18 protein-coding genes are annotated in these 23,649 nt (G+C 60.4%); 8 read left to right on the forward strand and 10 right to left on the reverse strand.

Features of this window, described 5'->3' with window-relative positions:
* Positions 1-19: 19 nt before the first annotated feature.
* Both DES53_RS14030 and DES53_RS14035 read right to left on the reverse strand, forming a co-directional pair.
* Entirely contained in the window at positions 20-2,659 is a 2,640-nt protein-coding gene (locus DES53_RS14030; protein ID WP_147263408.1) for an FAD-dependent oxidoreductase, read from the reverse strand.
* A gap of 212 nt (positions 2,660-2,871) precedes the next feature.
* Positions 2,872-4,551: a glycoside hydrolase family protein gene (locus tag DES53_RS14035; RefSeq protein ID WP_113958893.1), complete on the reverse strand. Its 1,680-nt coding sequence runs from the start codon at positions 4,549-4,551 to the stop codon at positions 2,872-2,874.
* Positions 4,552-5,077: 526 nt separating this feature from the next.
* On the opposite strand from DES53_RS14035, the gene DES53_RS14040 reads away from it, so the two are divergent.
* Genes DES53_RS14040 through DES53_RS14055 form a run of 4 tightly spaced genes read left to right on the forward strand, consistent with a single transcriptional unit; the run spans position 5,078 to position 8,957 of the window.
* Positions 5,078-5,800 (forward strand): TetR/AcrR family transcriptional regulator, encoded by a 723-nt coding sequence (locus DES53_RS14040; RefSeq protein WP_113958894.1) that lies wholly within the window; start codon positions 5,078-5,080, stop codon positions 5,798-5,800.
* 38 nt (positions 5,801-5,838) lie between these two features.
* Positions 5,839-6,810, forward strand: coding sequence for an HlyD family secretion protein (locus DES53_RS14045; protein ID WP_113959085.1), 972 nt, complete (start codon positions 5,839-5,841; stop codon positions 6,808-6,810).
* 19 nt (positions 6,811-6,829) lie between these two features.
* Positions 6,830-7,765: an ABC transporter ATP-binding protein gene (locus DES53_RS14050; RefSeq protein WP_113958895.1), complete on the forward strand. Its 936-nt coding sequence runs from the start codon at positions 6,830-6,832 to the stop codon at positions 7,763-7,765.
* A 40-nt stretch (positions 7,766-7,805) separates the two neighbouring features.
* Complete coding sequence (locus tag DES53_RS14055) at positions 7,806-8,957, forward strand: ABC transporter permease (protein WP_113958896.1); 1,152 nt, start codon at positions 7,806-7,808, stop codon at positions 8,955-8,957.
* Positions 8,958-9,419: 462 nt separating this feature from the next.
* On the opposite strand, the gene DES53_RS14065 is transcribed toward DES53_RS14055, so the two are convergent.
* From DES53_RS14065 to DES53_RS14095, 7 genes are all read right to left on the reverse strand, one after another.
* Positions 9,420-9,923, reverse strand: coding sequence for a GNAT family N-acetyltransferase (locus DES53_RS14065; protein ID WP_113958898.1), 504 nt, complete (start codon positions 9,921-9,923; stop codon positions 9,420-9,422).
* Between the two features lie 13 nt (positions 9,924-9,936).
* The gene (locus DES53_RS14070) at positions 9,937-10,455 is read right to left on the reverse strand and encodes a GNAT family N-acetyltransferase (RefSeq protein ID WP_113958899.1); all 519 of its coding nucleotides are present in this window, start codon (positions 10,453-10,455) and stop codon (positions 9,937-9,939) included.
* Positions 10,456-11,028: 573 nt separating this feature from the next.
* Positions 11,029-12,504: a sulfatase gene (locus DES53_RS14075; protein ID WP_113959086.1), complete on the reverse strand. Its 1,476-nt coding sequence runs from the start codon at positions 12,502-12,504 to the stop codon at positions 11,029-11,031.
* Positions 12,505-12,565: 61 nt separating this feature from the next.
* Positions 12,566-13,000, reverse strand: a complete 435-nt coding sequence (locus DES53_RS14080; protein WP_113958900.1) for a GNAT family acetyltransferase — start codon at positions 12,998-13,000, stop codon at positions 12,566-12,568.
* Positions 12,997-13,485 carry a GNAT family N-acetyltransferase gene (locus tag DES53_RS14085; protein ID WP_113958901.1) on the reverse strand — a complete coding sequence of 163 codons (489 nt, stop codon included), beginning with the start codon at positions 13,483-13,485 and terminating at the stop codon, positions 12,997-12,999. The genes DES53_RS14080 and DES53_RS14085 overlap by 4 nt, the downstream gene beginning before the upstream one ends.
* Positions 13,486-13,833: 348 nt before the next feature.
* Positions 13,834-15,015 carry a Gfo/Idh/MocA family protein gene (locus tag DES53_RS14090; protein WP_113958902.1) on the reverse strand — a complete coding sequence of 394 codons (1,182 nt, stop codon included), beginning with the start codon at positions 15,013-15,015 and terminating at the stop codon, positions 13,834-13,836.
* Between the two features lie 130 nt (positions 15,016-15,145).
* Positions 15,146-16,849 carry a 3-keto-disaccharide hydrolase gene (locus tag DES53_RS14095; protein ID WP_211325548.1) on the reverse strand — a complete coding sequence of 568 codons (1,704 nt, stop codon included), beginning with the start codon at positions 16,847-16,849 and terminating at the stop codon, positions 15,146-15,148.
* Between the two features lie 454 nt (positions 16,850-17,303).
* Here DES53_RS14095 and DES53_RS14100 point away from each other — a divergent pair, with 454 nt between their 5' ends.
* The 4 genes from DES53_RS14100 to DES53_RS14120 all read left to right on the forward strand — a co-directional run bounded on the left by DES53_RS14100 (position 17,304) and on the right by DES53_RS14120 (position 22,763).
* Positions 17,304-18,236 (forward strand): 1,4-dihydroxy-2-naphthoate polyprenyltransferase, encoded by a 933-nt coding sequence (locus DES53_RS14100; RefSeq protein WP_113958903.1) that lies wholly within the window; start codon positions 17,304-17,306, stop codon positions 18,234-18,236.
* A gap of 281 nt (positions 18,237-18,517) precedes the next feature.
* Positions 18,518-19,483, forward strand: a complete 966-nt coding sequence (locus tag DES53_RS14110; RefSeq protein WP_113958905.1) for an enolase-like domain-containing protein — start codon at positions 18,518-18,520, stop codon at positions 19,481-19,483.
* Positions 19,484-20,096: 613 nt separating this feature from the next.
* Positions 20,097-21,416, forward strand: coding sequence for an ATP-dependent Clp protease proteolytic subunit (locus DES53_RS14115; protein WP_113958906.1), 1,320 nt, complete (start codon positions 20,097-20,099; stop codon positions 21,414-21,416).
* 816 nt (positions 21,417-22,232) lie between these two features.
* Positions 22,233-22,763: an outer membrane beta-barrel protein gene (locus DES53_RS14120; RefSeq protein ID WP_170157109.1), complete on the forward strand. Its 531-nt coding sequence runs from the start codon at positions 22,233-22,235 to the stop codon at positions 22,761-22,763.
* A gap of 106 nt (positions 22,764-22,869) precedes the next feature.
* Here the strand turns inward: DES53_RS14120 and DES53_RS14125 are convergent, their stop codons facing one another.
* Positions 22,870-23,211 (reverse strand): DUF6717 family protein, encoded by a 342-nt coding sequence (locus tag DES53_RS14125; protein ID WP_113958908.1) that lies wholly within the window; start codon positions 23,209-23,211, stop codon positions 22,870-22,872.
* Between the last annotated feature and the right edge of the window lie 438 nt (positions 23,212-23,649).

A 23,649-nucleotide genomic window follows, 5' to 3' on the forward strand; every position in this document is an offset into this window, starting at 1 on the left:
AGAGCTGGACCAACGACGACTACTTGAGGAACGAGAGCGATCTCAGAAACGCTTCAGACTTGGCCATGCATTCATCATACAGCGGGGCAGTGCGCATGAGGTATCCGTGGGCGCCGCCCTCGTGGATGACCAGTTCGCTGCGGTTCCCGGCCTTGAGCATCTCCTCGTGGAAACGCTGCGCTCCGGCGAAGGGAGTGACGGTGTCACCGGTGCCGTGGAAGGTGATGGTGGGCGGCCCACCGGGCTTCACGCGATCTGCAGGAGAGAGTTCCTTCCACCTCGCGCCGATTTTCGCATTGCCGTAGCCTTGCGCTGAGGTGTCGATGACGGGGAAGAGAAGGATGAGCGCATTCGGCGTGGAGGAGACACTGGTGTCTTCGCCTTCTTCATTCACATCATCGAAGAGCGCGGTGCTCACGGCGACATGGCCGCCGGCGGAGCCGCCGCTCACGACAATCTTCTGCGGGTCGATGCCGAACTCACTGGCATGAGCGCGCACGTAGCGCACGGCGGAGCGTCCGTCCTTCACACAGTCAAACACGGTGTTGGCAGGTTCCTTGCCCAGCAGGCGGTACTCCACGCTGATGCCCACCATGCCAAGCTTTGCGAAATGCTCGGCGAAAGGATACATCCGGCTGGCCTGGCCACCGCGCCACCCACCTCCGTGGATGACGATGTAGCAGGGACGCTTGTCCGCAGACTTGAAGCCTTCCGGCTCGAAGACGTGCAGCATCAGGTCGCGGCTCACCAGCTTCTTGTACGCGACCTTGCGCGTGGGCTTCAGTTGGATGGCGAGCTGGTCGACGTAGTCCGGGCCTTGGGGCTCGACAGCGGGTGCGGCTGTGGGCGCTGGAGCGGACGTGGACTTGGTTTCCGCCTTGTTTGTTTTCTTGGGTGCTCCCGGCGTGTCGAGATCCGCCTGCACCTTCTTCTCTCTCCATTCGAGGATTTGTTTGTCCTTCAGCAGTTGGGTGCGCAGCTTGGCCTGGTCCACCTTCTGCACGGGCACGTTGTCATCGATGGCGTAGCTCGCGGCGGTGGCGGCGCTCTGGCTGCTGATCATGAAGACGGGCTCCATGCGGATGCTGCTGAAGGCCGTGTGGCTCGCAGAGAGCGCGAAGGTGACGAAGAGATTCTCACACTCGGCCTGCTTCGGCACGATGGCGCCGTAGCCGATGGGGTAGGGCGGGGCGCCATCGCGGCCGAGGGCGGTCTTGCCTTCGCGGATGACCACGCCGTCCTTCACAATGCGACGGATTTCATGCGTGTCCGTGCCGTAGGATCCGAGGCTCACGGAGTTCGGCGCGACTTCGCGGCCAAATGTGTGGTGCTCCGTCATTACGAGGTCGGAGACCATGCGGCGTGCTTCGCGGATGTAGAGCTGATGCGGCCAGCCGCCGTTGTCCTGGAATTCATCCTTCGGCAGGCCGAAGCGCTTCATGTCCTCCCGCACCTTCGCCGGCACCCGCGGATCGGTGGCGAGGAAGTAGAGGAGGCCGCGATGGTAGAGCTCATGCTCCTTCGCAATCTGCACGCGGCGGTCATAGCTGGCCTCGGGCCACTCCCAGCTCGCGCCGGGCATGTTCCCACCGAAAGTGGCGGTATTGAAGTCCCACTTGTCATTGGGCAGCGCATCATGCTTGGAGAACCAGCGCAGGTCCATGTCATCTCCCATGGCGATGCAGCCTGCGATGAAGCGCGCCACGAGTTCGTAGCGCTTCACATCATAACCCTCCGGAGCGATGATGGGGATGCGGTCCGCGGCGGTGGTGAGGCAGAGGCGGAAGCAGTAGGCCTGCACGCCGGGAGCAGGCTCACCCGGAGTGCCGGGCGTGCCGGGATTGAGGAGAGGGAGCAATCCACTGCGCGGTTCGCCGGGTGATACATAGGGGTCGAGCGGCAGGTCGCGGTCCCACACGCCCTGGCCGCCGGGTACACGTCCACTGGGGCCGGGCTTGAGGTGGTTGGTGCGGGGCTGGTACTTCTCCGTGTAGTGGATGCCGTTGTAGGTCTCCCCGTACTTTGCATTGCCCTCGCGCATCAGGGTGTAGGACACCTTCGCGCGCGCCATGAGGTCACCCTCATAGGTGGCATCGATGAACATCTTTGCCCGCACCACGGTGCCGTCTTCCATGGTGAGCTCGGTGATGCGTGCACCGTCTTTCTTGGCACTGGCGAGGCGGGCATTGAAATGCACGGGGACCTTCGCCTCCTTCGCCATGTCGGTGAAGACCTTCTCCGCGATGTGCGGCTCGATGGAGTACGCGCCGCCGGTGGCGGGTCCGCCGCCCTTGCTCACGAAGGGCTGGTCCCACGCGAGTGTTTTCCCATAACTGGCGACGAGTCGCGTGAAGTACTCCCGCGCAATGCCACCCACCGTGCGTGGGTCACCGATGTCCACCGCGCTGAGGCCGCCGGAGGTCATGCCGCCGAGGTGCTTCCCGGGCTCGATGATGACGGCTTTCTTCCCCATGCGGGAAGCCTGCACAGCGGCAGCGACACCACCTGAGGTGCCACCATAGACACAGATATCTGCCGCGATGACGTCAGCAGCGCGGGTGTATGAGGAGGATGTGAAGGTGCAGGCCGCGAGCAGGGAGAGTGCAGCGGTCTTCAGGCGTGGAAAAAAGGGAGTGGGGGAAGACGGAAATCGGGCCATCGTGAGGAGGTGCGTTTTTTGATGGAGAGTACGTGCCACAGTGAACGCGATGCTGGAAGGAGAATAGCTGGTCAAGTGGATTGACCAGCGGTGTGGCGTGGTGGTCCGCACACTCCGTGTGCGGTCAGGAGTCAGGTGGCTTGTTGTTGGTGATGTGTGCGGGGTGCCGCGGCAACTTTGCACCCACCGCATACGGAGTATGCGGACCACCATCACACCATCGCCAGATCAAAGTAATCCATCTCCATTGCCTCGCCGGATTCCAGCGTGAACTCGATCTTGTTCTTCCCATCCACGAGCAGCGCGGCCGGTACAGTCCAGGCGCGCATTTGTGCGGGGGTGCCGAGCATGGAGGGGTAGGGATTGGGGAAGGGCTCAGCGACCAGAGCATTCGCGGCGAGTTCGGTGCCGTTGATAAAGGCCTTCCACTTGCAGGTGGGGAACTCGGGGGCGAGTTGCAGGCGCAGGCGGCCATCGCGCTGCCAGCCGTCCTTCGGCGGGGCGAGGTCGAGGGTGAAGACGGCAGTTTCGCCGGTCTCCACCTTGCGGGGGAGAATGGGCGGGCGCACAAAGGGATTGTTCCAGCCGGGCGCGAGGAACCAGTGCTGAGGCTGCTGGGCGAGCCACTGCCTGTCCGCAATCTTGTTGAACACCTCAAATGGAGGCTCGCTGAAGGGGCCGCGACCCGGGCCACCGTGCTCGCGGTAGTAGGCGAAGTTGAAGGCACTCACGCCGTCCGCACCACGGGCATAGGCGAGGTGCGCGGTGGTGTGGTACTGTTCCTTCGTGGTGCGGCGGAAGGAGAAGGTGTCGTAGCCCGGCGTGAGCTTCGTCCCGTTCCAGATGGAATGACACAGCTCATGATACACCGACGCATCCGGGATGCTGGCGCGGATGGCAGCGAGGTCCGTCTGCTGCACGGTGAAGTAGCTCACGGAGAGATTCACCATGTCCAGCCCGGCGGCGACCATGCTGGGCAGGTGGATGCCGAGCGGATCATGCGCCTTCAGGATGGCGGGCACGCGCGCGCAGAGCCAGCGGCGCTTCCCATTGCGCTCGGTGCGGTCCAGCAGCGCACGCACATCACTGACAAAGGAGGTCATGATGTCACGCCGCTGCGCCTGCTTCGTTTCCTCCGGACGGAAGAAATTGTAGAAGCGCATGAAGTCGAGTTCGATGCCGTCGAGGTCGTAGTTCTCGCAGAGCTCCTCGATGAGCTTGAACTTGTGCACGCGCACTTCGCGCTCGGCCCAGTTCTGCACGAGGTCGTAGCCGCGACCCTTCTCTGACTTCTCACGCAGCCAGTACTCGGGGTGCGCCACGTAGTGCCGCGTGACGCTCATGCCGATGCTGGCGCCGGGCTTGTCCTTTGGCTCGAAGCCGGCGCGCTCCTTATGGTGCGCATCATTGAGCCGCACGGAAATGAAGCCCGCCTGACCACGAGCCTTGCAACGGTCCAGGAAGACCTGCACCACATCCCCGCCACGGAGCACGAAGTTTCCGAAGGAATCGGGGCCGGTGCCGTAGCGCTGCTGGATCCACTCGTAGTGCTCCTTGAGCGGAATGACCTTGCTGGGCCACATGGGCACCATGCCGAGGCCAGGCTGCAGGAAGTGCGCGTCCACCCCGGTGCCCGCGACTTCATCCACGGTGGCCTCGATCATTTCCTTGCGCAGCGGCGCTCCCTTGGTGCGCCAGGGAGCGATGCAGCTCGTGATGTTCGTGGCATCATTGCTGTAGAGCACCTTGAACGGTGCCTTGCGACCAGGGCCACTGGCGACATTGGCTGCGGTGGCGGGAGTGAGCGAAAAGGCGTGATGACCTGCCAGCGCTGCTGCCGTGGTGGCAGACGCGGTGCGGGTGAGGAAGTGCCGGCGGGAGAGAGGGGGCATGGGGGAGTGGGCAGAAGAGTCTGCGAAGCCTAGTGGTATATCGTGGAGAGAAACGTCGGGGGTGGTTGGGGAGCTTTCGGTTAAAGAAGAATTTGTGTGCGGTCGAGCGTTCAGAGAGAAGGAGAGCACACTCCCGGGAACGTCTCGTGACATGAAAGACACGCGGGAGGGGTGCGAGAGATGTGAGGTGATTCCTTGCGCGCAGCGCTTTGGAGTGCGTGTGCGAAGCACCGCTTTGGTTGGGAGCCAATGCGCGGAGCAGGGCGGTTTGTTCGACGCCGTGAGTAGGGGAGCGAGGGGTGGTTCGAAAACTCCACTGGCTGACGACGTGCATCTCCAAAGCGGTGCTTCGCACACGCACTCCAAAGCGCTGCGCGCAAGGTGGCACGCTGTTTGGTGAAAAGGGTCGCCGGGGATGCTGAAGGAGGTTCATGAGACGTTCTGGATGAGCCCTGTGCCCCATGTGGAGAAAATGTGCTTGCGCATTTCAGGAAACTGAAGATACTATTCTAGTTTCCAAGGTGCTATGAATGCGAAGCGAAAGACCAGCCCCACCGCTCGCAAGAGCGTGGCCAAGGCGGTAGCCAGGAAAGGCGGCGCAGGTGTTGCTGCGAGAGCGAGCGCTCGTCCTGCGGAGGCTGCCCCACCCGACAATTCTGACTCACATCCCGCACGCCAGCGCATCATCGAAGGTGCACGGCAGCATTTCTTTGCCCACGGATTCCGGGGCGTGACGATGGACGACCTCGCGCAGGAACTCGCCATGAGCAAGAAGACGCTCTACGCCCACTTCAGCAGCAAGCTGGAACTCGTGGAGGCCGTGATGCGGGACAAGCTGAAGCGGGTGATGACCGATCTGGAGCGGATCACAGGAGATGTATCGCGAGATTTTCCATCGGCGCTGCACGACCTTCTGGCTTGCATGCAGGAGCACACGCGGGAGATCACGCCGCCCTTCGTGCGGGATGTGAAACGTGAGGCGCCGCAGCTCTTCGCCATCGTGGAGCAGGGGAGGCGGGAGATGATTGCCCGCCACTTCGGCAGGCTGTTCGCCCAGGGGAAGAAGGAGGGCCGCGTGCGCAAGGATGTGCCGCTGGAACTCATCGTGGAAATCCTGCTCGCGGCTACCACGGCGATTGTGAACCCCACGAAGATCACGGAGCTGGGCCTCACGCCGCGTGAGGGCTACCTGGGCATCGTGACCGTGGTGCTGGAGGGCGCACTGATGCCGGAAGGGAGGGGGAGCTGAACATGATCACGATGATGCATGCGATGAAGATGACCATCATGAACCATCACACTCTATCAGGTGGCTTGCGGCTGATGCTTGTGGCCACGTTTCTCGCCGGCCTGACAGGTTGTGAGCGCAGCAACTCCGGCATCATCCAGGGGTACGTGGAGGGTGAGTACGTGTATGTGGCCTCGCCGCTCGCGGGCCAACTGCAGAAGCTGCACGTGAAGCGCGGCGATCAGGTGAAGGAGGGCGCGATGCTCTTCGAACTGGACAACATTCCCGAGAAGGCCGCGGTGGAAGAAGCGGAGCGCCGGCTGAACCAGTCCAAGGCCACGGTGGAAGACATGAAGAAGGGACGCCGCCCCACGGAGATGGCGGCCATCGAAGCGCAGCTCGGGCAGATGAAGGCCGCGCTGACCTATTCCGAGACCGAGATGAAGCGGCAAAGGCAACTCGCTGGCACCGGGGCCACCTCCAAGGAGGACCTGGACCGTGCGGTGAACCTGTATGACCAGAACAGGCACCGCGTGGCGGAACTGGATGCGGAACTGCAAACGGCAAAGCTCGGCCAGCGAGAGGACCAAATCATGGCTGCGGAGGCAGACATGAAGGCCCGCGCCGCGACGCTGGAAAAGGCGAAGTGGGACCTCGCGCAGAAACAGCAGACCGCCGCGAAGAGTGGTGTGGTCTTTGATACGCTGTATCGCGAAGGCGAATGGGTCGCGGCGGGCAGGCCGGTGGTGGCGCTGCTGCCACCGCCGAATGTGAAGGTGCGCGCCTTCGTGCCGGAGCCGGAGATTGGCAGCGTACATCAGGGGGACAAGATGGAGGTCACGCTCGATGGAGCGAGCGCTCCCGTGGTGGGCACGGTGAGCTTCGTCTCGCCGGAGGCAGAGTACACGCCGCCGGTGATCTACAGTCGCGAGAGTCGCAGCAAGCTGGTCTTCATGATCGAGCTGACTTTCGACCCGGAGGTGGCGGCGAAGCTGCACCCGGGCCAGCCGGTGGATGTGCGTCGCAAGTAAAACCCTCGAGACCCGCGCCATGCCGGAGAAGGAAGAACTCATCATCGATGTGGAAGGCGTCACGAAGCGCTTCGGCGAGCGCACCGTGGTGAATGACATCGGCCTGCAGGTGAAGCGTGGTGAGATCTACGGATTCCTCGGCCCGAACGGCAGTGGCAAGACCACCTTCATCCGCATGCTGTGCGGCCTGCTGAAGGCGGATGGCGGCAGCGGCACGTGCCTGGGGTATGACATAATCACCCAGAGCGCGGAGATCAAGAAGCACGTGGGCTACATGACGCAGCGCTTCAGTTTTTACGAGGACCTGAGCATCGCGGAGAATCTGGACTTCGTGGCGCGCATGTATGCGGTGCCGAATCGGAAGGATGCTGTGCGGCAGAGCATCGAGGAGCTCGGTCTCGCGGGTCGTGAGAAACAACTCGCCGGGCAGCTCTCCGGCGGATGGAAGCAGCGCCTCGCGCTGGCTGCTTGCCTCATTCACAATCCCAATCTTTTGCTGCTGGATGAACCCACCGCCGGGGTGGACCCGAAGGCACGTCGCGATTTCTGGGAGCGCATCCACCAGCTCTCGCACAAGGGGCTCACCTTTCTCATCACCACGCACTACATGGATGAAGCGGAGCAGTGCGACCGTCTGGCGTACATCGCCTATGGGAACCTGCTCACGAATGGCACCGTGCCGGAGGTGATTGATCAGGCAGGCATCACCACGTGGTCGGTGCGCGGAAAGGGACTCATTGCCCTCGCGGAAGACATTCGCGGGAAGGATGGCATCGGCCAGGCGGTTGCGTTTGGCACCTCCCTACATGTGAGCGGCACGGATGCGGCTGCGCTGGAGAAGGCCATCGCGCCCTACCGGAAGGATGGATTGCAGTGGGAGAAGATTCGCCCGGGGTTGGAGGATGTATTCATCCACCTCATGGAGCACTCGAAGGACAACTTCGCGAAGCAGTGATGCGCCGTATGATGAGTCATCCTATGAAATGATGTAAACCATGAGCACTGGACACACGAACTCCCGATTCTCCCTCACACGCTTCGCGGCGATTGTGATCAAGGAGTTCGTGCAGATGCGGAGGGACCGGCTCACGTTTGGCATGATGGTGGGCATTCCCATCCTGCAATTGGTGCTCTTTGGCTTCGCCATCAATTCGGACCCCAAGAACCTCCCTGCCGCCGTGCATCTGGCTGACCATGGTCCGCAGGCGCGCACCCTGCTGCAGGCCATCAAGAACAGCGGCTACTACCAGTTTGTGAGGGAGAGTGCGACCGAGCAGGAGGCGTTTGACCTGCTGGCACGGGGGGAGGTGCAGTTCGTGATTCAGATTCCGCAGAACTTCACACGCGACTTCCTGCGCGGCGACCGGCCCACCCTGCTGGTCGAGGCGGATGCGACTGACCCGGGCGCCACCAGCAATGCCATCAGCTCCCTGCGCACGCTGGTGAACAGCTCCCTGAAGAATGACCTCAAGGGGTCGCTGAGTTTCCTCGCGGGCACGGAGGGGCCGGTGGACCTGCGCATCCATGCGAAGTACAATCCGGAGGCCATCACGCAGTACAACATTGTCCCCGGTCTCATGGGCGTGGTGCTCACCATGACCATGGTCATGATCACCTCGCTGGCCATCACGCGCGAGCGCGAGCGCGGCACCATGGAAAACTTGCTCGCCATGCCCACGCGTCCGCTGGAGGTGATGACGGGGAAGATCATCCCGTACATCTTCATGGGCTATGTGCAGGTCACGGTCATCTTGATCGCGGCGCATTACCTCTTCCGGGTGCCCATGTCCGGCAGTCTTGCGCTGCTGCTGCTCGCCGCCTTTGTCTTCATCGTGGCGAACCTGGCCGTGGGCATCATGTTCTCCACGCTGGCGAAGAACCAGCTTCAGGCCATGCAGATGTCCTTCTTCTTCTTCCTGCCGTCGCTGCTGTTGTCAGGGTTCATGTTTCCCTTCCGTGGCATGCCGGTGTGGGCGCAGATGCTGGGTGAAGTCTTTCCGCTGACGCACTTCCTGCGCATCATCCGCGGCATTCTTTTGAAGGGGAATGGCGCGATCGAGATGGGGTTGCAGCTCTGGCAGATTGCGCTCTTCGCCACGGTGGTGATGTTCATCGGGGTGAAGCGGTACAAGCAGACGCTGGATTAGTCAGTAGTCAGTAGTCAGTAGTCAGTAGTCATTGGTCATTGGTCATTGGTCATTGGTCATTGGTCATTGGTCATTGGTCAGGGAGGCGCACGTCGAGGGCTGACTCCGCGAAGCAGGTGAACGTCAGGGTAAGGATAGGGAATCGGTGCCGAAGGCCTTGGACTGCGTGCAGCCCTGCTGCCGCTTTCCTCAAGTGCAGCCTGCTGCACGCTGCATCGCGACGAAGTCGCCAAGCTCTTCTGAACGCGTCACCTTAAAAGTGGGTGTCACCATCGCTGCAGCAGGCTGCAGACTCTTCAAAGCGGCAGCAGGGCTGTACGCAGTCCAAGGACGCTGCGCGTCACTGACTCTGGGTCATTCGCGTCTATCACCCTTCTCCATGGCATCACACGTTTTTCTCAACCTGACGCATAGGCGCATGAATGTGGAGATGCAGGCATGAGAGTGCATCCGTGATCACCCTCACGCCCTGGCATCGCTCTTCTGCTTCCACACATACCGCATATCCGGCTCGCGCTCTTCATTGCCCATGCCATCCGTCATGCGGTCGGCGATGAAGCCGTGCTTCTCATAGAAGCGGCGGGCGTTGGTGTTGCGCTGGAAGGTCCAGAGTTTTAGCTCGATGTTCTCGCGCATGGCGAGGCGTAGCAGGGCGGTGCCGAGGCCTTCGCCTTGATGGGCGGGATGCACATAGAGATGCTCGACTGCGCCGGGGCAGAAGGTGATGAAACCCATGGGCTCGCCCGCGATGCTGGAGACGGCCAGCCACGTGGCGACCGCTTCACGGGCGAGCATGCGGGTGAAGAAATCGAGGTCCTCCGCGGGTGTGTGCAGTGCGGGAATGTGGGGCAGGGCCGTGCGGAAGGCAGCACGATGCATGGTGGCAAGGTCGCTGGCGTCCTCCTTTCCCGCGCGACGGAAGTGGATGCCGTCCCGTGTGATGTCGTCGTCGTCCGTTATGTGCATGCTGGCCGCTGGCTCAGGTGTCTAGGAACAGGCTCATCACCACCACATCGTCATAGTGGTCATCCAGGAAACGTCCGCGTCTTTTGCGCCCTTCTTCTTCGAAGCCAAAGCGCTGGTACAGGGTGACGGCGCCCGTGTTCGAGGCATAGACCTCAAGCTCGATTTTCACCATGCCTTTGTCGCGCGCCTTGTCGAGCACCGCATGCATGAGTTTTGCCCCGAGGCCCTGTCGGCGAAATGGCTTTGCCACACCCATGCCCAAATGGCCGATGTGCGCGGTACCATGAGTGGACTCTCCCGGAAGGGCATCACACCAGCCTGCCAGTTGGCCATTCACGAGGGCGATGAATTGCGGATGGTCCATCTGCACATTGTTCCTCACAAAACTTTCCGTGCCTTCCAGAGGCGGCGCTTCCAGCATGGCGAGGTATTTGCGCTCACGGCACACGCCATCCAGCACGCGATGGAAGTCGGGAATGTCAGCCACCTGAATAGGGCGGACGAGGAAAGAGGCCTGTGAAGCGGTGCTCATGTGGGGAAAATGGATGACAGGAGCGTGGGAGACAAGAGGAGTTTGCGGTGGTGGAGTGATGGTTTGCAGTGGTTGAGCAGTTGGTTGAGAGGGAGGGCAGTGAGGCGGCGAAGGAGCGGAGTGGCGGGGTTGAGAAGGAGGCGTGTGGGTGTGTTCGTGTGCATTGGATTCAACGCAGAGACACAGAGACACAGAGGAACTTCGGAGACTGAGGGTATCAGTGCGACGGTAGGCGGTGGGAGAAGATGACTGTGCTGGGAGGAACGGCGTGGCGTGTGCCAAGAAGCAGTGAGTTCCGCTGCGACTGTGTGGCTGCCAGCAACATGTTTTGAAATGAGTGTGGCCTTTCGGCTATGCATACGTGTTTCTCAGTCTCCGAAGTTCCTCTGCGTCTCTGTGTTTGATTCGTCCTGCCGTCCTCACCCTTCGGTCTGCTTCGCAGTCGTCTCGCTCCGATCGGCGCTGTGTTGACGCCACTGCACTTCATCACACCCAGCACCCTTGAGCCAACCCACGCACCTCTTTCATGGCACGTTACTGATTCGACTGAGGTCGAAGCTACTTTGACTGGAATCAATTCGGCGTCGCCGCCTTCCATCCCGCGTTCAGGATGGCTGCCATCTCCTTCACCTTCTCTGCGTTCGCGGCATCCGTGGCGATGTTGGTATTCTCCTGCGGGTCCTTGTTCTCATCGTAGAGTTCCACACCCATGTTGTTGCCTTCACGGTCCTTCCACTCGGTGTAGCGCCAGTCGCGGGTGCGAACGCTGCGACCCATGATGCCTTCCTTACCAGGGCGCAGGTACTGGCTGAAGGCGGCCTTCTTCCAGGGCTTTGCAGGGTCTTTGAGAAGAGGGGCGAAGCTGGTGCCTTCAAGATGGGATGGGAGCTTGAGACCTGCGAGTTCGGCGAGGGTGGGGTAGAGGTCCACGAGCTCCACCAGGGCACTGCTGCGCTGGCCCGCGGCCTTCTGCGCCGAAGCAGGAGCGCGCACGATGAGCGGGACGTGCGTGCCGAGTTCGAAGTTGGTCATCTTCGTGAAGAGACCATTCTCACCGAGGTGATAGCCGTGGTCGCCCCAGAAGACGACGAGGGTGTTCTCACGCAGGCCCTGGCGATCCAGCTCGGCAAGCACGCGACCCACCTGGGCATCCATGAAGCTCACGCAGGCGCGATAGCCGCGGATGAGCTTCAGCGCGGTGGCGTCATCGATATCTCCTTTGGGTGGGATGCCGCCGTAGGAGCGCAGTTCGTAAAGGTTGTGAAACGCGGGCTCAGGCGCATCCTTCGTACGGTAGTAGTTCGGAGGAAGCTTGATGCTCTCTTCCGGATAGAGGTCCCAATACTTCTGCGGGCAGGTGAAGGGAAGATGCGGCTTCACGAAACCCACGCCGAGGAAGAAGGGCTGGTCTTTCACGCGATTGAGCGTCTCGATGGCCTTGAGCGCGGTCATGCCATCCGGATAGACATCATCCGACTCGGGCGAGGCTTCGAAAGGTGGAGCGCGCAGGAGCTTGGGGCGTTTGTCGGGCGGGAGTTTCTTGAGATTGGCAATGAAGTCATTCGACTCCTTCGTGAACCATTGGCGGTACGGCTCGCCGTGGTACCATGCGGGCTCGCTCCAGGACTGCGGGTCATCGCCGGGCTCACGCTCGCTGTGGTGGAAGATTTTTCCCAGGGAGAGGGCGGTGTAGCCGTGGTTCTTGAAGTGCTGCGGGAGTGTGACCACATCCGGCATCATGGGCCGGAGGAACTTGTTGTTCGCCATCACCTGTGTGGTGTCGGGCCGCACACCACCAAGCACGCTGGCGCGGGAGGGATTGCACACGGCGAACTGGCAGTACGCCTTCTCAAACAGCGTGCCCTCCTGCGCGAGCTTGTCGATGTGCGGCGTCTTCATGTGCGCCGCGTCGTAGCAGCCGAGTTCGGGGCGGAGGTCATCGACCGCGATGAAGAGCACGTTCATCGGGCGCGTTTCAGCAGCGTGCAACACGAAGGGCGCACAGGTGAAGAGAGCGGCGAGAAGCAGGAAAAAGGGCCGGACAGTCATGACGCGCGTGTAGAACGAACGCACCCGCGGGTTGTTGCGGGGAAGTTGTGTCGCGCTTCCTTCAGGATACAGGAGGCGCATCCTGCACGAGACGCTTGCCCATGGAGAGGACTTCATCCAAGTCGTAGCCGAGGGCGTGGTAGAAGGCGGCTGCGGCGGCGTTGGTGCTGCGTACCTGGAGATTGATTTTTGGGCAACCGCGTTCTAGCAGCAGACGCTCTGCCTCTGCAAGCAGCGTGCGGGCGTGACCACGACGCTGATGCGCGGGATGTACGGCGAGGTAGTTCAGCCAGCCGCGATGCCCTTCATACCCGGCCATGACGGAGGCGATGATAATGCCGTGCTCATCCTCACCCACGAGGAAGAGCTCCGGCTGCACTTGGAGCTTCCTCTGGATGTCTTTGCTCGGGTCGTTCCACGGACGCGTGAGCTCGCACTTCGTCCACAGCTCGATGACGGCGGCTTCATCTTCGATGCGGAAAGGACGGATGGTCATGACGGCGATAATGATGCCGGAGAGATCGATTTCAGGAAATGCATTTTTGCATGCCCGTGCGAGTCCCAATTGGGGAATTCACCGGCGAGGCGGTAGCCGTGCTTTAGATAGAATTCCGGGGCCTGGTAGGACATGGTGTCTACATGGGCGTGAAGGCAGCCGCGTCCGATGGCCATGCTTTCGGCATCCGCCAGCAAGCCTGCGCCGATGCCGATGCCGCGGAAATTGGGATGCACGGCCATGATGGAGATGCGCAACCAGGAGAACTGGGTGTGGGCGAGGAGGCCGCCGATGACTTCGCCGTGAGAGGATTTCGTGATGAGTACGAGGGGTTTTGACTCATGCTCCGGTGAGGTCCATTTCCGCATGAACTCGGCGTTGGCGCTCCAGTTGTGCTGGCGCAGCCACTCGCGAATGGGCTCGCACTCGGGTGCATCGTCATTCGCGGCGGGGGTGATGTGCCAGGGGGAGGGGGAGGGAGGCATCGGGGAATGGAAGTGATAGGAGTTCGAGAGACCTCAGGCAAGTGGTGATGGACATGGAAGACCCTGAACCGCGACGCGAAGCGTCCTTGGACTGCGTGCAGCCCTGCTGCCGCTTTCTAGAGTCTACAGCCTGCTGTAGCGATGGTGGCGTCGTCTGGTAAGCTTGTTGTCACCGGTGAATAATAGGCGACTTCGTCGCGGCACGACGTGCAGCAGGCTGCACTTCAGAAAAGCGGCAGCAGGGCTGCACGCAGTCCAAGGCGCTTCGCGCGTGGGAGTTCGTCGATAGGCGTTTTCGAACCCCACGAGTGAGTGCTGTCGCGAGTCGCTTGATATGAAGAGTATCCCCTACAACAACGTCAGCGGATTCTGCCGTGTCTTCAGCGGCAGCGTCACGCGCTGGCCACCGAGGCGGTGAGACTCGAAGACAGCGGAGATGGCTTCGATGGTGGTGCGGCCTTCTTGAGCACTGCACAGAGGATCACGGTCCTCCTTGATGGCGGCGATGAGGTCCTGTCCGGCGAGCAGGTGACCGCCGCAGAGTTCCTTCAGGTTCACAATCGGCTCTGGCTGGCCGATGCCAGCAGAGGAGATGGGAACCCACGCACGCGGCTTCGTCACAGGGCGGAAGGGGCTGCCTTCCAAATAATGAGCGATGGGCTCTTCATCGATACGCAGATCGATGATGCCGCCATTGCCGATGATCTGCACGCCGAATCCGGCGGTCTTGGCGCCCGCGTTCTGCACAGAGTCAAAGAAGACGGGCAGGCTGCTTTGCATCTCGAAACGCGCGTGCACTTCATTCCCTGCGAGAGGTCCGATGCCCTCGGCGCCGTCCACCACATCCGCCTTGGTCACGGGCTTGCCGTTCTGCAGCACGGTGGCGGTGCAGGCGAGGTAGTCGCCTGCGAAGAAGTTCGTGAGGTTCAAGAGGTGTGAGCCGAGCACCCAGAGATCGAGACTGCCTCCGCGAGGGTCTTCCTTGCCGCGGGTGCGGTACTCGAGCGGCTTGCCAATCGCGCCGTCCTTGATGAGTTGCACGATGCGCGGAAGCGCGGGGTGATAGCGATTGCGATGCGCGAGGGCGAGCTTGCACTTCGACTTCGTGCAGGCGTCCACCACTTCATCGGCTTCGACGAGATTGCGGACGAAGGGCTTCTCCAGGTAGATGCCCTTCGCGCCAGCAGCGATGGAAGCCATGATCATCTCGTGATGCTGGTCGATGTGACGCGGGCCGATGGAGACGATGTCGGGCTTCACTTCCTCCAGCATCTTGCGGTAGTCGGCGTAGCCCTTGCTGAGCTTGAGCTTGGCCTGGGCGCCTTCGAGTCCCTTGGCGTCGGCGTCCGCCACGGCAACGATTTCAGACTCGGGAATCTTCAGCCACATGGTGTCGAGTCCGTGGCCGTAGTTGCCACGTCCGGTGTGGCCGATGACGGCGATACGTGCTTTCTTATCAGCAGTAGCAGAGAAGGCGGAGGTGGCAGCAAGGCTTGCGGCAGTGGTGGAGAGGAAGCGACGGCGGTTCATGGGGCGGAGGGAAGTGGTGGGTGCAGGGAGTTCAACGCAGAGACACAGAGACGCAGAGGAAACTTCGGAGACTGAAAGTGCAGTTGCCTTAGTGAACGCAGGATCAGCAATGGTGCATGCTGAAAACTGCTCACTTCCTTTTTGAGTTCAGCATCTGCTGCACGCGCGCATTTTCTTTTTCCAATGCGGCAGGTGGGATGGGCATGGGGGTGAAGTCGGGAGAGGCGGTGAGTTTTTCGTCCGCAGGAATGGTGCGCCAGCGGAGATTGCGGAACCACACGTCCTGGCCGTGGTCCTGGAGCTTGATGTTCGCACCGCGCTTGCTGAGGTCGGCGCCGCGGATGCGGAGGAGTTCGATTTCCTTGGCCCACTTCGGGTCGGTGTAGTCGAAGTCGAGCACCTTCTCTTCATTCAGCCAGTGCTGGATGACGGTACCCTTGCCCACGATGCGGGCCGTGTTCCACTCGCCGAGGGGCTTCGTGGCATCCTTGCTCGGGGCCATGCAGAAGAAGAGGGATGCGGCGGCTTGGCGTGGGTTCTCGCCGTAGGGGCTGTTTACATTATCGAGCACCTGGTACTCGTATTGCGCGGGGCGGTAGTAGACGCCGCTGTTGCAGCCTTTGGAGACCTTCCACTCGAAGCGCAGTTCAAAGTCATCGGGAACGAACGCGGCCTTGTACGTGAGGTCGCCGCCCTTCTCCTTGCGGTAGAAGGCGCCATCCGCATCGATGACCCAGTTGCCCTTCTGCTCCCAGCCTTCGGTGGAGGTGCCGTTGAAGATGGAGACGAAGCCGAGGCGTTGCTCTTCCTCGCTGAGCGTGTTGGCAGGCTTGGCATCGACCTTCTCTTCTTTGACTTCGTTGACTTGATCGGTGGCTTTGGTTTGGGTGGTGCCTTCTTTTGCGGTGTCAGTGCGCTTGGAAATGCGTGAGATCACGACTTCCTGCGTGCGCTTGATGATGCCGTAGAAGATGCCGGGCTCCTTCGGGTCCCAGTCGAAGGCTTGTCCCTCGGCGGTGATGGGGATTGTGTCGATCCACTCGAGCACGGAGCCTGCGGTGGGGAACTTCAGCACGTACAGTTCGCGCCAGGTGTGACCGGTGACATAGAGCTGGCCCTCCGGACCATGCGCGCCACCGGAGCAACTGCTGCCACCGAAGTGTGAAGTGAGTGTGGCAGGGAAGACCCAGCCACCCGTGCGGCGCCACTCGGAGTCGAACTTCACGAGCTCCGTCCATGAGGGGTCGCGACCGGTGCGCGGCTTGTCCTTGGAATAGTGCGCGAAGCAGGCGAGCCATGTGCCGTCCTTCTGCGGCTCAATCCACGTGAGCGATCCCATGTCAATGCCGAGACTGTGCGAGTCCACATGCTGCATGGTGGAGGCGTCCCACACTTCGATGGAACTGGTCATGGGGATGCCGGGGAAATTCGAATGCGCGCAGTAGAGTTTCCCCTCGTGGGTGATGCCGGCATTCATGTGAATGAGCGGGCCGCTCTTGGGCTGCTTCCACTCGGTGACTTTCTCAAACGTGTCCTTGCGATACTTTCCGATGGCCGAGTTTGAGATGACATAAATGTGCGCGTCATCCACGGCCACGCCTTGGTTGGCCTCTTTGGCGGGGAAGCGGCGGAGCTCCTCATGCTGCCACGTAGTGCTGTGTGGCACGGCAGGGGGATTGGGCGGGTCTTCGGGGCCTTTGGTCTTTTGCTCGGGCTTGGGTTTGGGATTTGCTTCAACCTCGGCAGCAAAAGTGTGGGGTACGAGGGACCCTGTGGTGAGCCATGCAGCGAGCACGCAGGAGAGGGGAGAGGGAATGCGGAGGCGCGGGAGCATGAGGAGAGTGCAGGGAACGAAGGGAGTAGTGGGATCTTTGCGGAGGGATGGGGACGTTTTGAGAGAACACACAGCGCAGGAAAAGCCCGCCACTTACCAAGTCAGCCGGTGATAGGCACACCTCGCTGAGGGCTTTGCTTCGAAAAAATCCGGTGGGGAGCCGCTGCGCCGGCTTCCTAACTGGGGGGCGGAGGTGGCGTGGAACCAGCGTGCGGCAAGCTGCCGGCATCCAGACGCTCCGCCCCGCCTCCGCCCATTTGATTAGGAAGCCGGCGCAGCGGCTCCCCACCGGTGTATCAGGCGCGCAAAGCAAAAGATCAGAGGTGTGCCGTGGGCCTGCTTTCGGCGTGAGTGGCACTCGCTGTCATCCCGGAAGGTCTAACCTCCTCTCCGTCCTTGCTCCCTCCGCCTCCCCAGCGCATGGTCTGCCGCCTCCCTTCCTCCCCACTCGCACATGCCCTCAAAGATCACTCCCTGGATACTCGCTGCCCGACCAAAGACGCTCGGAGCAGCCATTGCGCCGGTGCTGGTGGGGAGTGCGCTGGGGGCGAAGCTGGGTGGCGAGTTTTGTGTGTGGCTCATGCTGGCCACGCTGGGCTCGTGCATCTGCCTGCAGATTGCGACGAATCTCTTCAATGACGCTGTGGATGGTATGAAGGGCAGTGATACGAAGGAGCGTCTCGGTCCCACGCGCATCACGGCCTCTGGGATGATGGCCCCGCGCACGGTGCTCTTGGTCGCGGCAGGTGTGCTGGTGGTGGCTACACTGCTGGCAGTGCCGCTCATCATCTATCGTGGATGGCCCATCATTGCGATTGGCATTCCGTCGCTGTGGTTCTGCTATGGCTATACCGGTGGTCCACTGCCGCTGGCGTATCGGGGATTGGGAGAGTTGTTTGTCGTGCTCTTCTTCGGCCTCGTGGCGGTCACGGGTTCCGCGTATGTGCAGAGTGGTCAGTGGCATGTAGAAGCTCTCGTGGCAGGGTTGCAGGTCGGCATGCTCTCCACGGTGCTGATTGCCATCAATAACTTCCGCGATGTGGATGAGGATACGAAGACGGGGAAGCGAACGCTGGCGGTGCGGTTTGGGAAGAAGTTTGCGCGGTGGGAGATAGTGGCACTCATCACGGGTGTTTTGCTTGTGGGAATGCTCTGGCTCTTCGCCATCTGGCCCGGCGGGATGCGCTACCCTCACGCATGTGCGTTGCCAGTGCTCTGCATCTTTCTGATGCAGGCCATTCGAAAGGACATCAAGGCCGAGCCATCTGAAGCATTGAATCGCACCCTTGCCAAAGCAGGAGCCTTGTTGGTTTTGTTCTCCATCTTGTTCAGTATTGGCTTTTCATTTGGGTGTCCGGTTTCAGCGTTGCGCTTGGCCGTTCCATGAATGTTCTCGAGGCGAAGGTGCTTGATGTTGGGAATCGAATTGTACGGCGCCACAATCTTAAGCCACATTCTCTCCACTATCATGTCCGCAGCATCGACCGCATTCGGAATCATCATGTCCACAATCGCGAGTGGCCTTATGTTTTTGGGGTACCTCAAGGATGGAGATCCAATTGGATTGGTGGGGGCAGTGTTATCGGCCATCGCTGCGATTTGCAGTTACCTGTCGTATCGTGCGTTCATGCGGAGCAAGAAAGCAAAGTAAAACTTGGCCTCAGCCCATTGAGCATCCACTACCACCCCTACACCCTCTACTCCCGCGGCTCGTTGAATGCGGTGTCGCGTCGGCGTGATTTTCATGGGGCGCTCATCAAGGTGGATGAGGTGGGCATTGGCTGCCTGCATCCGTGGCCGGAGTTTGGCGACCCGCCGATTGAGGAGCAACTCTCCATCCTGCGTGAGGGGGGCACGTCGAAGGTCATCGAGCGTGCATTGCACATGGCGGCGGTGGATGGCGCAGCGCGCCGGCGTGGGGTGAGTTTGTTTGCAGGATTGGAGATTCCGCTGTGCCACTATTCGTGGGACCAGAACCAGGCCAGTCCGCCGCAGATCAAGCGCGTGATCGACGAGGGGTGGCAGGCCATCAAGACCAAGGGCTGGGCGAATGTGGGTGAGGTCTTGCGCTGGATGGACAGCTTCGCCTCGAAGGACACCACGGGTGAAATTCGTCTGCGCGTGGACTTCAACTCCTGCCTGGAGCCGCAGCAGTTCCGCAACTTCATGGAGTGGATGACGCCGCGGGTGCGTGAGCGGCTGGATTATGTGGAGGACCCGTTTCCCTACGAGCCGGGAGCATGGATGGGAATGCAGGAGCGCTATCGGGTGCGGCTCGCGCTGGATAAACAACTGCGCGGCTCTTATGAAGGCTATGATGTGGCCGTGCTCAAGCCGGGACGCCGTGAATGGCGCGACCTCGTGAGCGAGCTGCCCAGGTACACGCGCGTGGTCATGACCTCCGCCATGGACCACGCGATCGGCCAGAGCTTCGCCGCCTATGAGGCCGCTGTGGCGTGGCAGGAGTTGGGAGAGAGGCTCGACCTCTGCGGGCTCAGCACGGAGCACCTCTTCGCGCAGGATGATTTCTTTGGAAGGATGAAGTCGAAGGGCGGCGTGCTGCAGGTGGATCGTGAGGGCACGGGATTGGGGTTTGATAAGGTGCTGAAGAAGTTGAAGTGGGAGAGGTTGTGAGGGGTTGGGGGAGTGGTGTGACGCTTAGTGGACTGAGAGTGTGGATGGTTTTTAACGCAAAGCAGCAAAAGCAGCAGAGCAGCAAGGATGAATTGAAGTATCAGCTGTCGGGTCAGAAGACCCAACGCCCACTGTCAGGCCGGAAGGCCTAACCTCCGTTCCTTCAGTCTTGGTTGCTTTGCTGCTTTGCGACAACGCTCAGGCCTGAGTTGTGGCCGCTTGTGGTCCTTCCCTGCATGATCACCATTGCCATTCGCAGTGCTCACATTCGTGCCAAGTGGCGTTAGATATCTGGAGCTCACGGCGTATCTATCCGTGCGCTGATTGAGATGCATAAGAGCCTCGCACTCTTGGCTTCTCGTGCAGCGTGCACGATAATGTCCAGACTCATTGAGATTCCTCAAAAAAATCTTTACTAAGTCTGGCATGATCGCTGCAATAGCTGCCAGCGAAATGCGAGACTCCCTGGAACACCCGGGGCTGGCATGTAGCCAGGCTCCTCCCAAGCCAAAGTCTTACGGCAGACCTCCCACTGCCGACAGCCCTCTTACTCTCCCTGCGGGACAGTCATGCCCCGTGATCAAAAGCCACACATCGAACATCAGATAACCAAATGCGTCCCAACAAGTTCATCGCGCTCGTGATGCCGCTGGCGGTGCTTACCACCAGCATCCCAGTGACTGTTTCCCATGCTGCGGGCCTCCCCCCCGGTGAGGTGACGGAACCCGTCCCCCAAGCCACTCCTGCACCAGTTCCCACCCCGGACCCGCTGCAGGCCATGCGCGACGAGGTGCAGCGACTGAGCCTTCAAAAGGAGAAGCTTACGGCGGAAGTCACCCTCGCCCAGGCGACGCTGGACAAGGAGCTCTCCGAGAGCAAGCTGGCCACTGCCCGCCTACAGGCCGAGCTGGATGAGCTCAAGGCTCGCAAAGAACTCAAGGACTATCAGGACAAGACCAAGCAGGACCAGGAGCTCGCCGCGCTGAAGAAGCAGTTCGAAAAGGTCACGCTGGAGAGCAACATCGCCAAGGCCGAGGCGGAGACACAGTTCGCCGCCATTCGCTCCGTGGAGAATGCCGCGAAGCTGGAGATCGCGAAGCTGGCCTCTGAGATTGACCTGGACAAGCAGCAGGCGGAATCGCGCAACTATGCGCTCAAGCAACCCATCTATCTGAAGGATCCGTTTCAAGGGAACAAGCTGGTGCTCTCCGACCGGCGCATCCCGCTGAATGGCCCCATCACCATGGCTTCGGCGGACCAGATTGTGGCTCGTATCAATTACTTCAACAATCGTGATCGCGAGCTGCCCATGTTCATCGTGATCGATGACTCGCCTGGTGGTTCCGTGATGGCGGGCTACAAGATTCTCAAAGCCATGAAGGGCAGCGAGGCTCCGGTGTATGTGGTGGTGAAGTCCTTTGCCGCGAGCATGGCAGCGTGCCTCACCACGCTGGCAGAAAAATCATATGCGTATCCGAATGCCGTCATCCTGCATCACCAGATTTCTGGTCTGGGCGGTGGCAATCTCACGCAGCAGCAGGAGTGGGTGAAGGAGATGAACGAATGGTGGCGCCGTCTCGCCGAGCCGGTGGCACAGAAGATGGGCGTGACTCGCGAGGAGTTTATCAAGCAGATGTACGCCCACGCCTCGACTGGTGATTGGAGTGAGTTCGCTGATGAAGCGCAGAAGCTGAAGTGGGTGGATATGGTCGTGGAAGAAATCGAGGAGACTGGCCTGCTCATGCATCCTGATGTGGGTGTGGGTGCCAAGGGCGAGTTGCGCACCATGGCCAATGACAGCGCTCCCGCCACGGGTCGCGCCACCGCTGAGGTCCGTGATGAAAAGGGTCGCCTCTACATGTCTCTCCCACGTCTGAATCCGATGGACTGCTACTGGATGTACAATCCCGATGGCTACTACCGGGCGGAGTAGGTGAGGAATGGAATGATGGAGAGCACCGTGGTGTGTTGAGTGAGTGAGTGAGGTTTGGAATGCAAACCGGCGCAGGCAACCCCTGCGCCGGTTTTTTGTGTGTGGGATACCGTGGTGAAAATGGTTGGTGCGTTTGAATGAGCGTGGCGTTACGCATGCGCCTTGAATAACTCTGGGGTTCTCTTGGCAAAGAGCGCGTCGTCTTCTTCCAAGGTTAGCTCTTCAGTGAAAGACATCGCATAGGCCCGAGGAGCGGGAACGAGGCGTTCCCGTTTCTTGGACCTTCCGCAATGCAAACGGCTCATGCTTCACACCCACATGACCAAGCCGCTATTTTAGGATGGCATGGATGACCGAAGTTGTGATGGCAATAGGTGAACTTATAGAGCAAACGCCCTGCCCCAAACCATCCCGCCCTCCTCCCTGACCTCCCGGCAGCAGGGGTGTTGGAGCCCTCAGACAGGCCCGAGCCGTAATGTTCAAATAAAGCTACCCCTTGGGGGTCGGAGCGAGCCCATAGGCCCAAGGGCTTATATGAACGATAGTTCACCTTGACTGCACACGCAGCCTGAAGGGGCGCTCGTGTCCAGGCCTCTCAAACAGCCATTTCACTGGGGAAATCCAAACATTTGATGGAGCAATGGCCCCCTGATATCCGTATCAGGTTGACCCTGAAAAGCCGACTTTAGAGGGGTCGTAAAAAAATTATTTCATACTAGGCAACCGCAGGCAAACGCTGCTACGATTCTGAAGCGCATCTCGGGACCGTCAGGTTCAGGCATGCTCTCAACTGCCAACCAACTAACTCCTCAAACCATGAAAATCATCACGACACTGTTCGCAGCACTCGTGCTCGCCGCCACTGCGCATGCGGGCGAAGCCTATGTCAAGAACCCCAAAGCTCCCGTGATCCCGCCGCCTCCGGCTGGCTGCGATTGCTTTGGCCCTGGTCTTACCTTCGGCCTCTTCGGTGCCGGTATCCTTCCTGAAGAAGGTGAAGACGACGCTCTCGGCGGAGGTGTACTCGTTGAGTACTTCTTCAATGAGTACGTTGGTATTCAGGGTAGCTATGGCATCTTCGCCACCAACAGCGAGCATCATGAATTTGATGGCGCCCTGGTGCTGCGTTATCCCATCACCTCCATCTGCGTCGCTCCGTATGTGATGGGTGGTGGCGGCTATGCCACCAACTCCTTCGAAGAGTGGAACTGGTTCGTCGGCGGCGGTCTCGAAGCCCGCCTCCCCGAAGTGAACTGCCTCGGCATCTTCGCTGACGGCGCCTATCACTGGGGTGAAGATGACGGTGATTTCACCCTCATCCGCGTCGGTCTGAAGTTCACGCTGTAATTCGGGGGATAGCTCTCGTCTTCAGTAGAACAACTTGAATCATGGAAGGGAGCGGTTCGCCGCTCCCTTCTTCTTTTTTGTGGAGAAGCAAAGTGGTCACGTCGCACTACTTTGCGGATGCCTTCACATAGATTTCTTTGGGCGCGTCTTCGAAGTACTTGAAGAGGGCGGGGCAAAGCCATCCCTCCATATTCCGCTCGGGCCAGGTGTACCAGTTCCCGCTGAACTCGGGCCGGTTCCACACGAAGCGCGCGGTGTATCCGGGAAACGGATCGAGCGAGAACACCAGACGGAAGCCTTCGCCTGCATTGGGAATGTCCTCCGTGAGCACATCGAGAATGGTGTCCGCTCCACTGACGAAGGGTTCCTGCACGAGACCCACGCTGGGATCATCAAAGACCCAGATGCCTTCATATTTGTAGGGAGCGATGACAAAGAGGGAGTTCATGGAGGAGCGTGAGAAATGTGTGTGATGGTTTCAAAGATCGTGCATGTGTCGGGGAAAATCAAATGCGTGCACGGGTTGGCATGAGAGTGCTGGGTGTGGCGGGTTGCATTGGATTCAACGCAGCGCCGAGCGGAGCGAGACGACTGCGAAGCGGCCCGAAGGGTGAGGACGGCAGGACGAATCAAACACGGAGCCGCAGAGGGAACTTCGGAGACTGAGAATGAAACTGACTCGGAATGGAAATGCAGGAGACGCATTTGTATTTTTTCAGTCTCCGAAGTTTCCTCTGTGTCTCTGCGTCTCTGTGTTGATCACCCTGCACCCAAACTCACCCATCTTCAGTTGGTGGGTCGTGGGCCATGATACTTTTGCAGCGCCCAACACCTTCCCACTTTGCTCCCCGCCATCCCTCTCCATATTCCTCTTCCCTGCATCATC

This window comes from Roseimicrobium gellanilyticum (genome assembly GCF_003315205.1).
GTDB classification, from domain to species: domain Bacteria; phylum Verrucomicrobiota; class Verrucomicrobiia; order Verrucomicrobiales; family Verrucomicrobiaceae; genus Roseimicrobium; species Roseimicrobium gellanilyticum.

Bases quoted from the DNA above. Each gene is read 5' to 3' on its own strand.
- DES53_RS14030 (WP_147263408.1), bottom strand. From the start codon at position 2,659: ATGGCCCGATTTCCGTCTTCCCCCACTCCCTTTTTTCCACGCCTGAAG.
- DES53_RS14035 (WP_113958893.1), bottom strand. From the start codon at position 4,551: ATGCCCCCTCTCTCCCGCCGGCACTTCCTCACCCGCACCGCGTCTGCC.
- DES53_RS14040 (WP_113958894.1), top strand. From the start codon at position 5,078: ATGAATGCGAAGCGAAAGACCAGCCCCACCGCTCGCAAGAGCGTGGCC.
- DES53_RS14045 (WP_113959085.1), top strand. From the start codon at position 5,839: ATGAACCATCACACTCTATCAGGTGGCTTGCGGCTGATGCTTGTGGCC.
- DES53_RS14050 (WP_113958895.1), top strand. From the start codon at position 6,830: ATGCCGGAGAAGGAAGAACTCATCATCGATGTGGAAGGCGTCACGAAG.
- DES53_RS14055 (WP_113958896.1), top strand. From the start codon at position 7,806: ATGAGCACTGGACACACGAACTCCCGATTCTCCCTCACACGCTTCGCG.
- DES53_RS14065 (WP_113958898.1), bottom strand. From the start codon at position 9,923: ATGCACATAACGGACGACGACGACATCACACGGGACGGCATCCACTTC.
- DES53_RS14070 (WP_113958899.1), bottom strand. From the start codon at position 10,455: ATGAGCACCGCTTCACAGGCCTCTTTCCTCGTCCGCCCTATTCAGGTG.
- DES53_RS14075 (WP_113959086.1), bottom strand. From the start codon at position 12,504: ATGACTGTCCGGCCCTTTTTCCTGCTTCTCGCCGCTCTCTTCACCTGT.
- DES53_RS14080 (WP_113958900.1), bottom strand. From the start codon at position 13,000: ATGACCATCCGTCCTTTCCGCATCGAAGATGAAGCCGCCGTCATCGAG.
- DES53_RS14085 (WP_113958901.1), bottom strand. From the start codon at position 13,485: ATGCCTCCCTCCCCCTCCCCCTGGCACATCACCCCCGCCGCGAATGAC.
- DES53_RS14090 (WP_113958902.1), bottom strand. From the start codon at position 15,015: ATGAACCGCCGTCGCTTCCTCTCCACCACTGCCGCAAGCCTTGCTGCC.
- DES53_RS14095 (WP_211325548.1), bottom strand. From the start codon at position 16,849: ATGCTCCCGCGCCTCCGCATTCCCTCTCCCCTCTCCTGCGTGCTCGCT.
- DES53_RS14100 (WP_113958903.1), top strand. From the start codon at position 17,304: ATGCCCTCAAAGATCACTCCCTGGATACTCGCTGCCCGACCAAAGACG.
- DES53_RS14115 (WP_113958906.1), top strand. From the start codon at position 20,097: ATGCGTCCCAACAAGTTCATCGCGCTCGTGATGCCGCTGGCGGTGCTT.
- DES53_RS14120 (WP_170157109.1), top strand. From the start codon at position 22,233: ATGAAAATCATCACGACACTGTTCGCAGCACTCGTGCTCGCCGCCACT.
- DES53_RS14125 (WP_113958908.1), bottom strand. From the start codon at position 23,211: ATGAACTCCCTCTTTGTCATCGCTCCCTACAAATATGAAGGCATCTGG.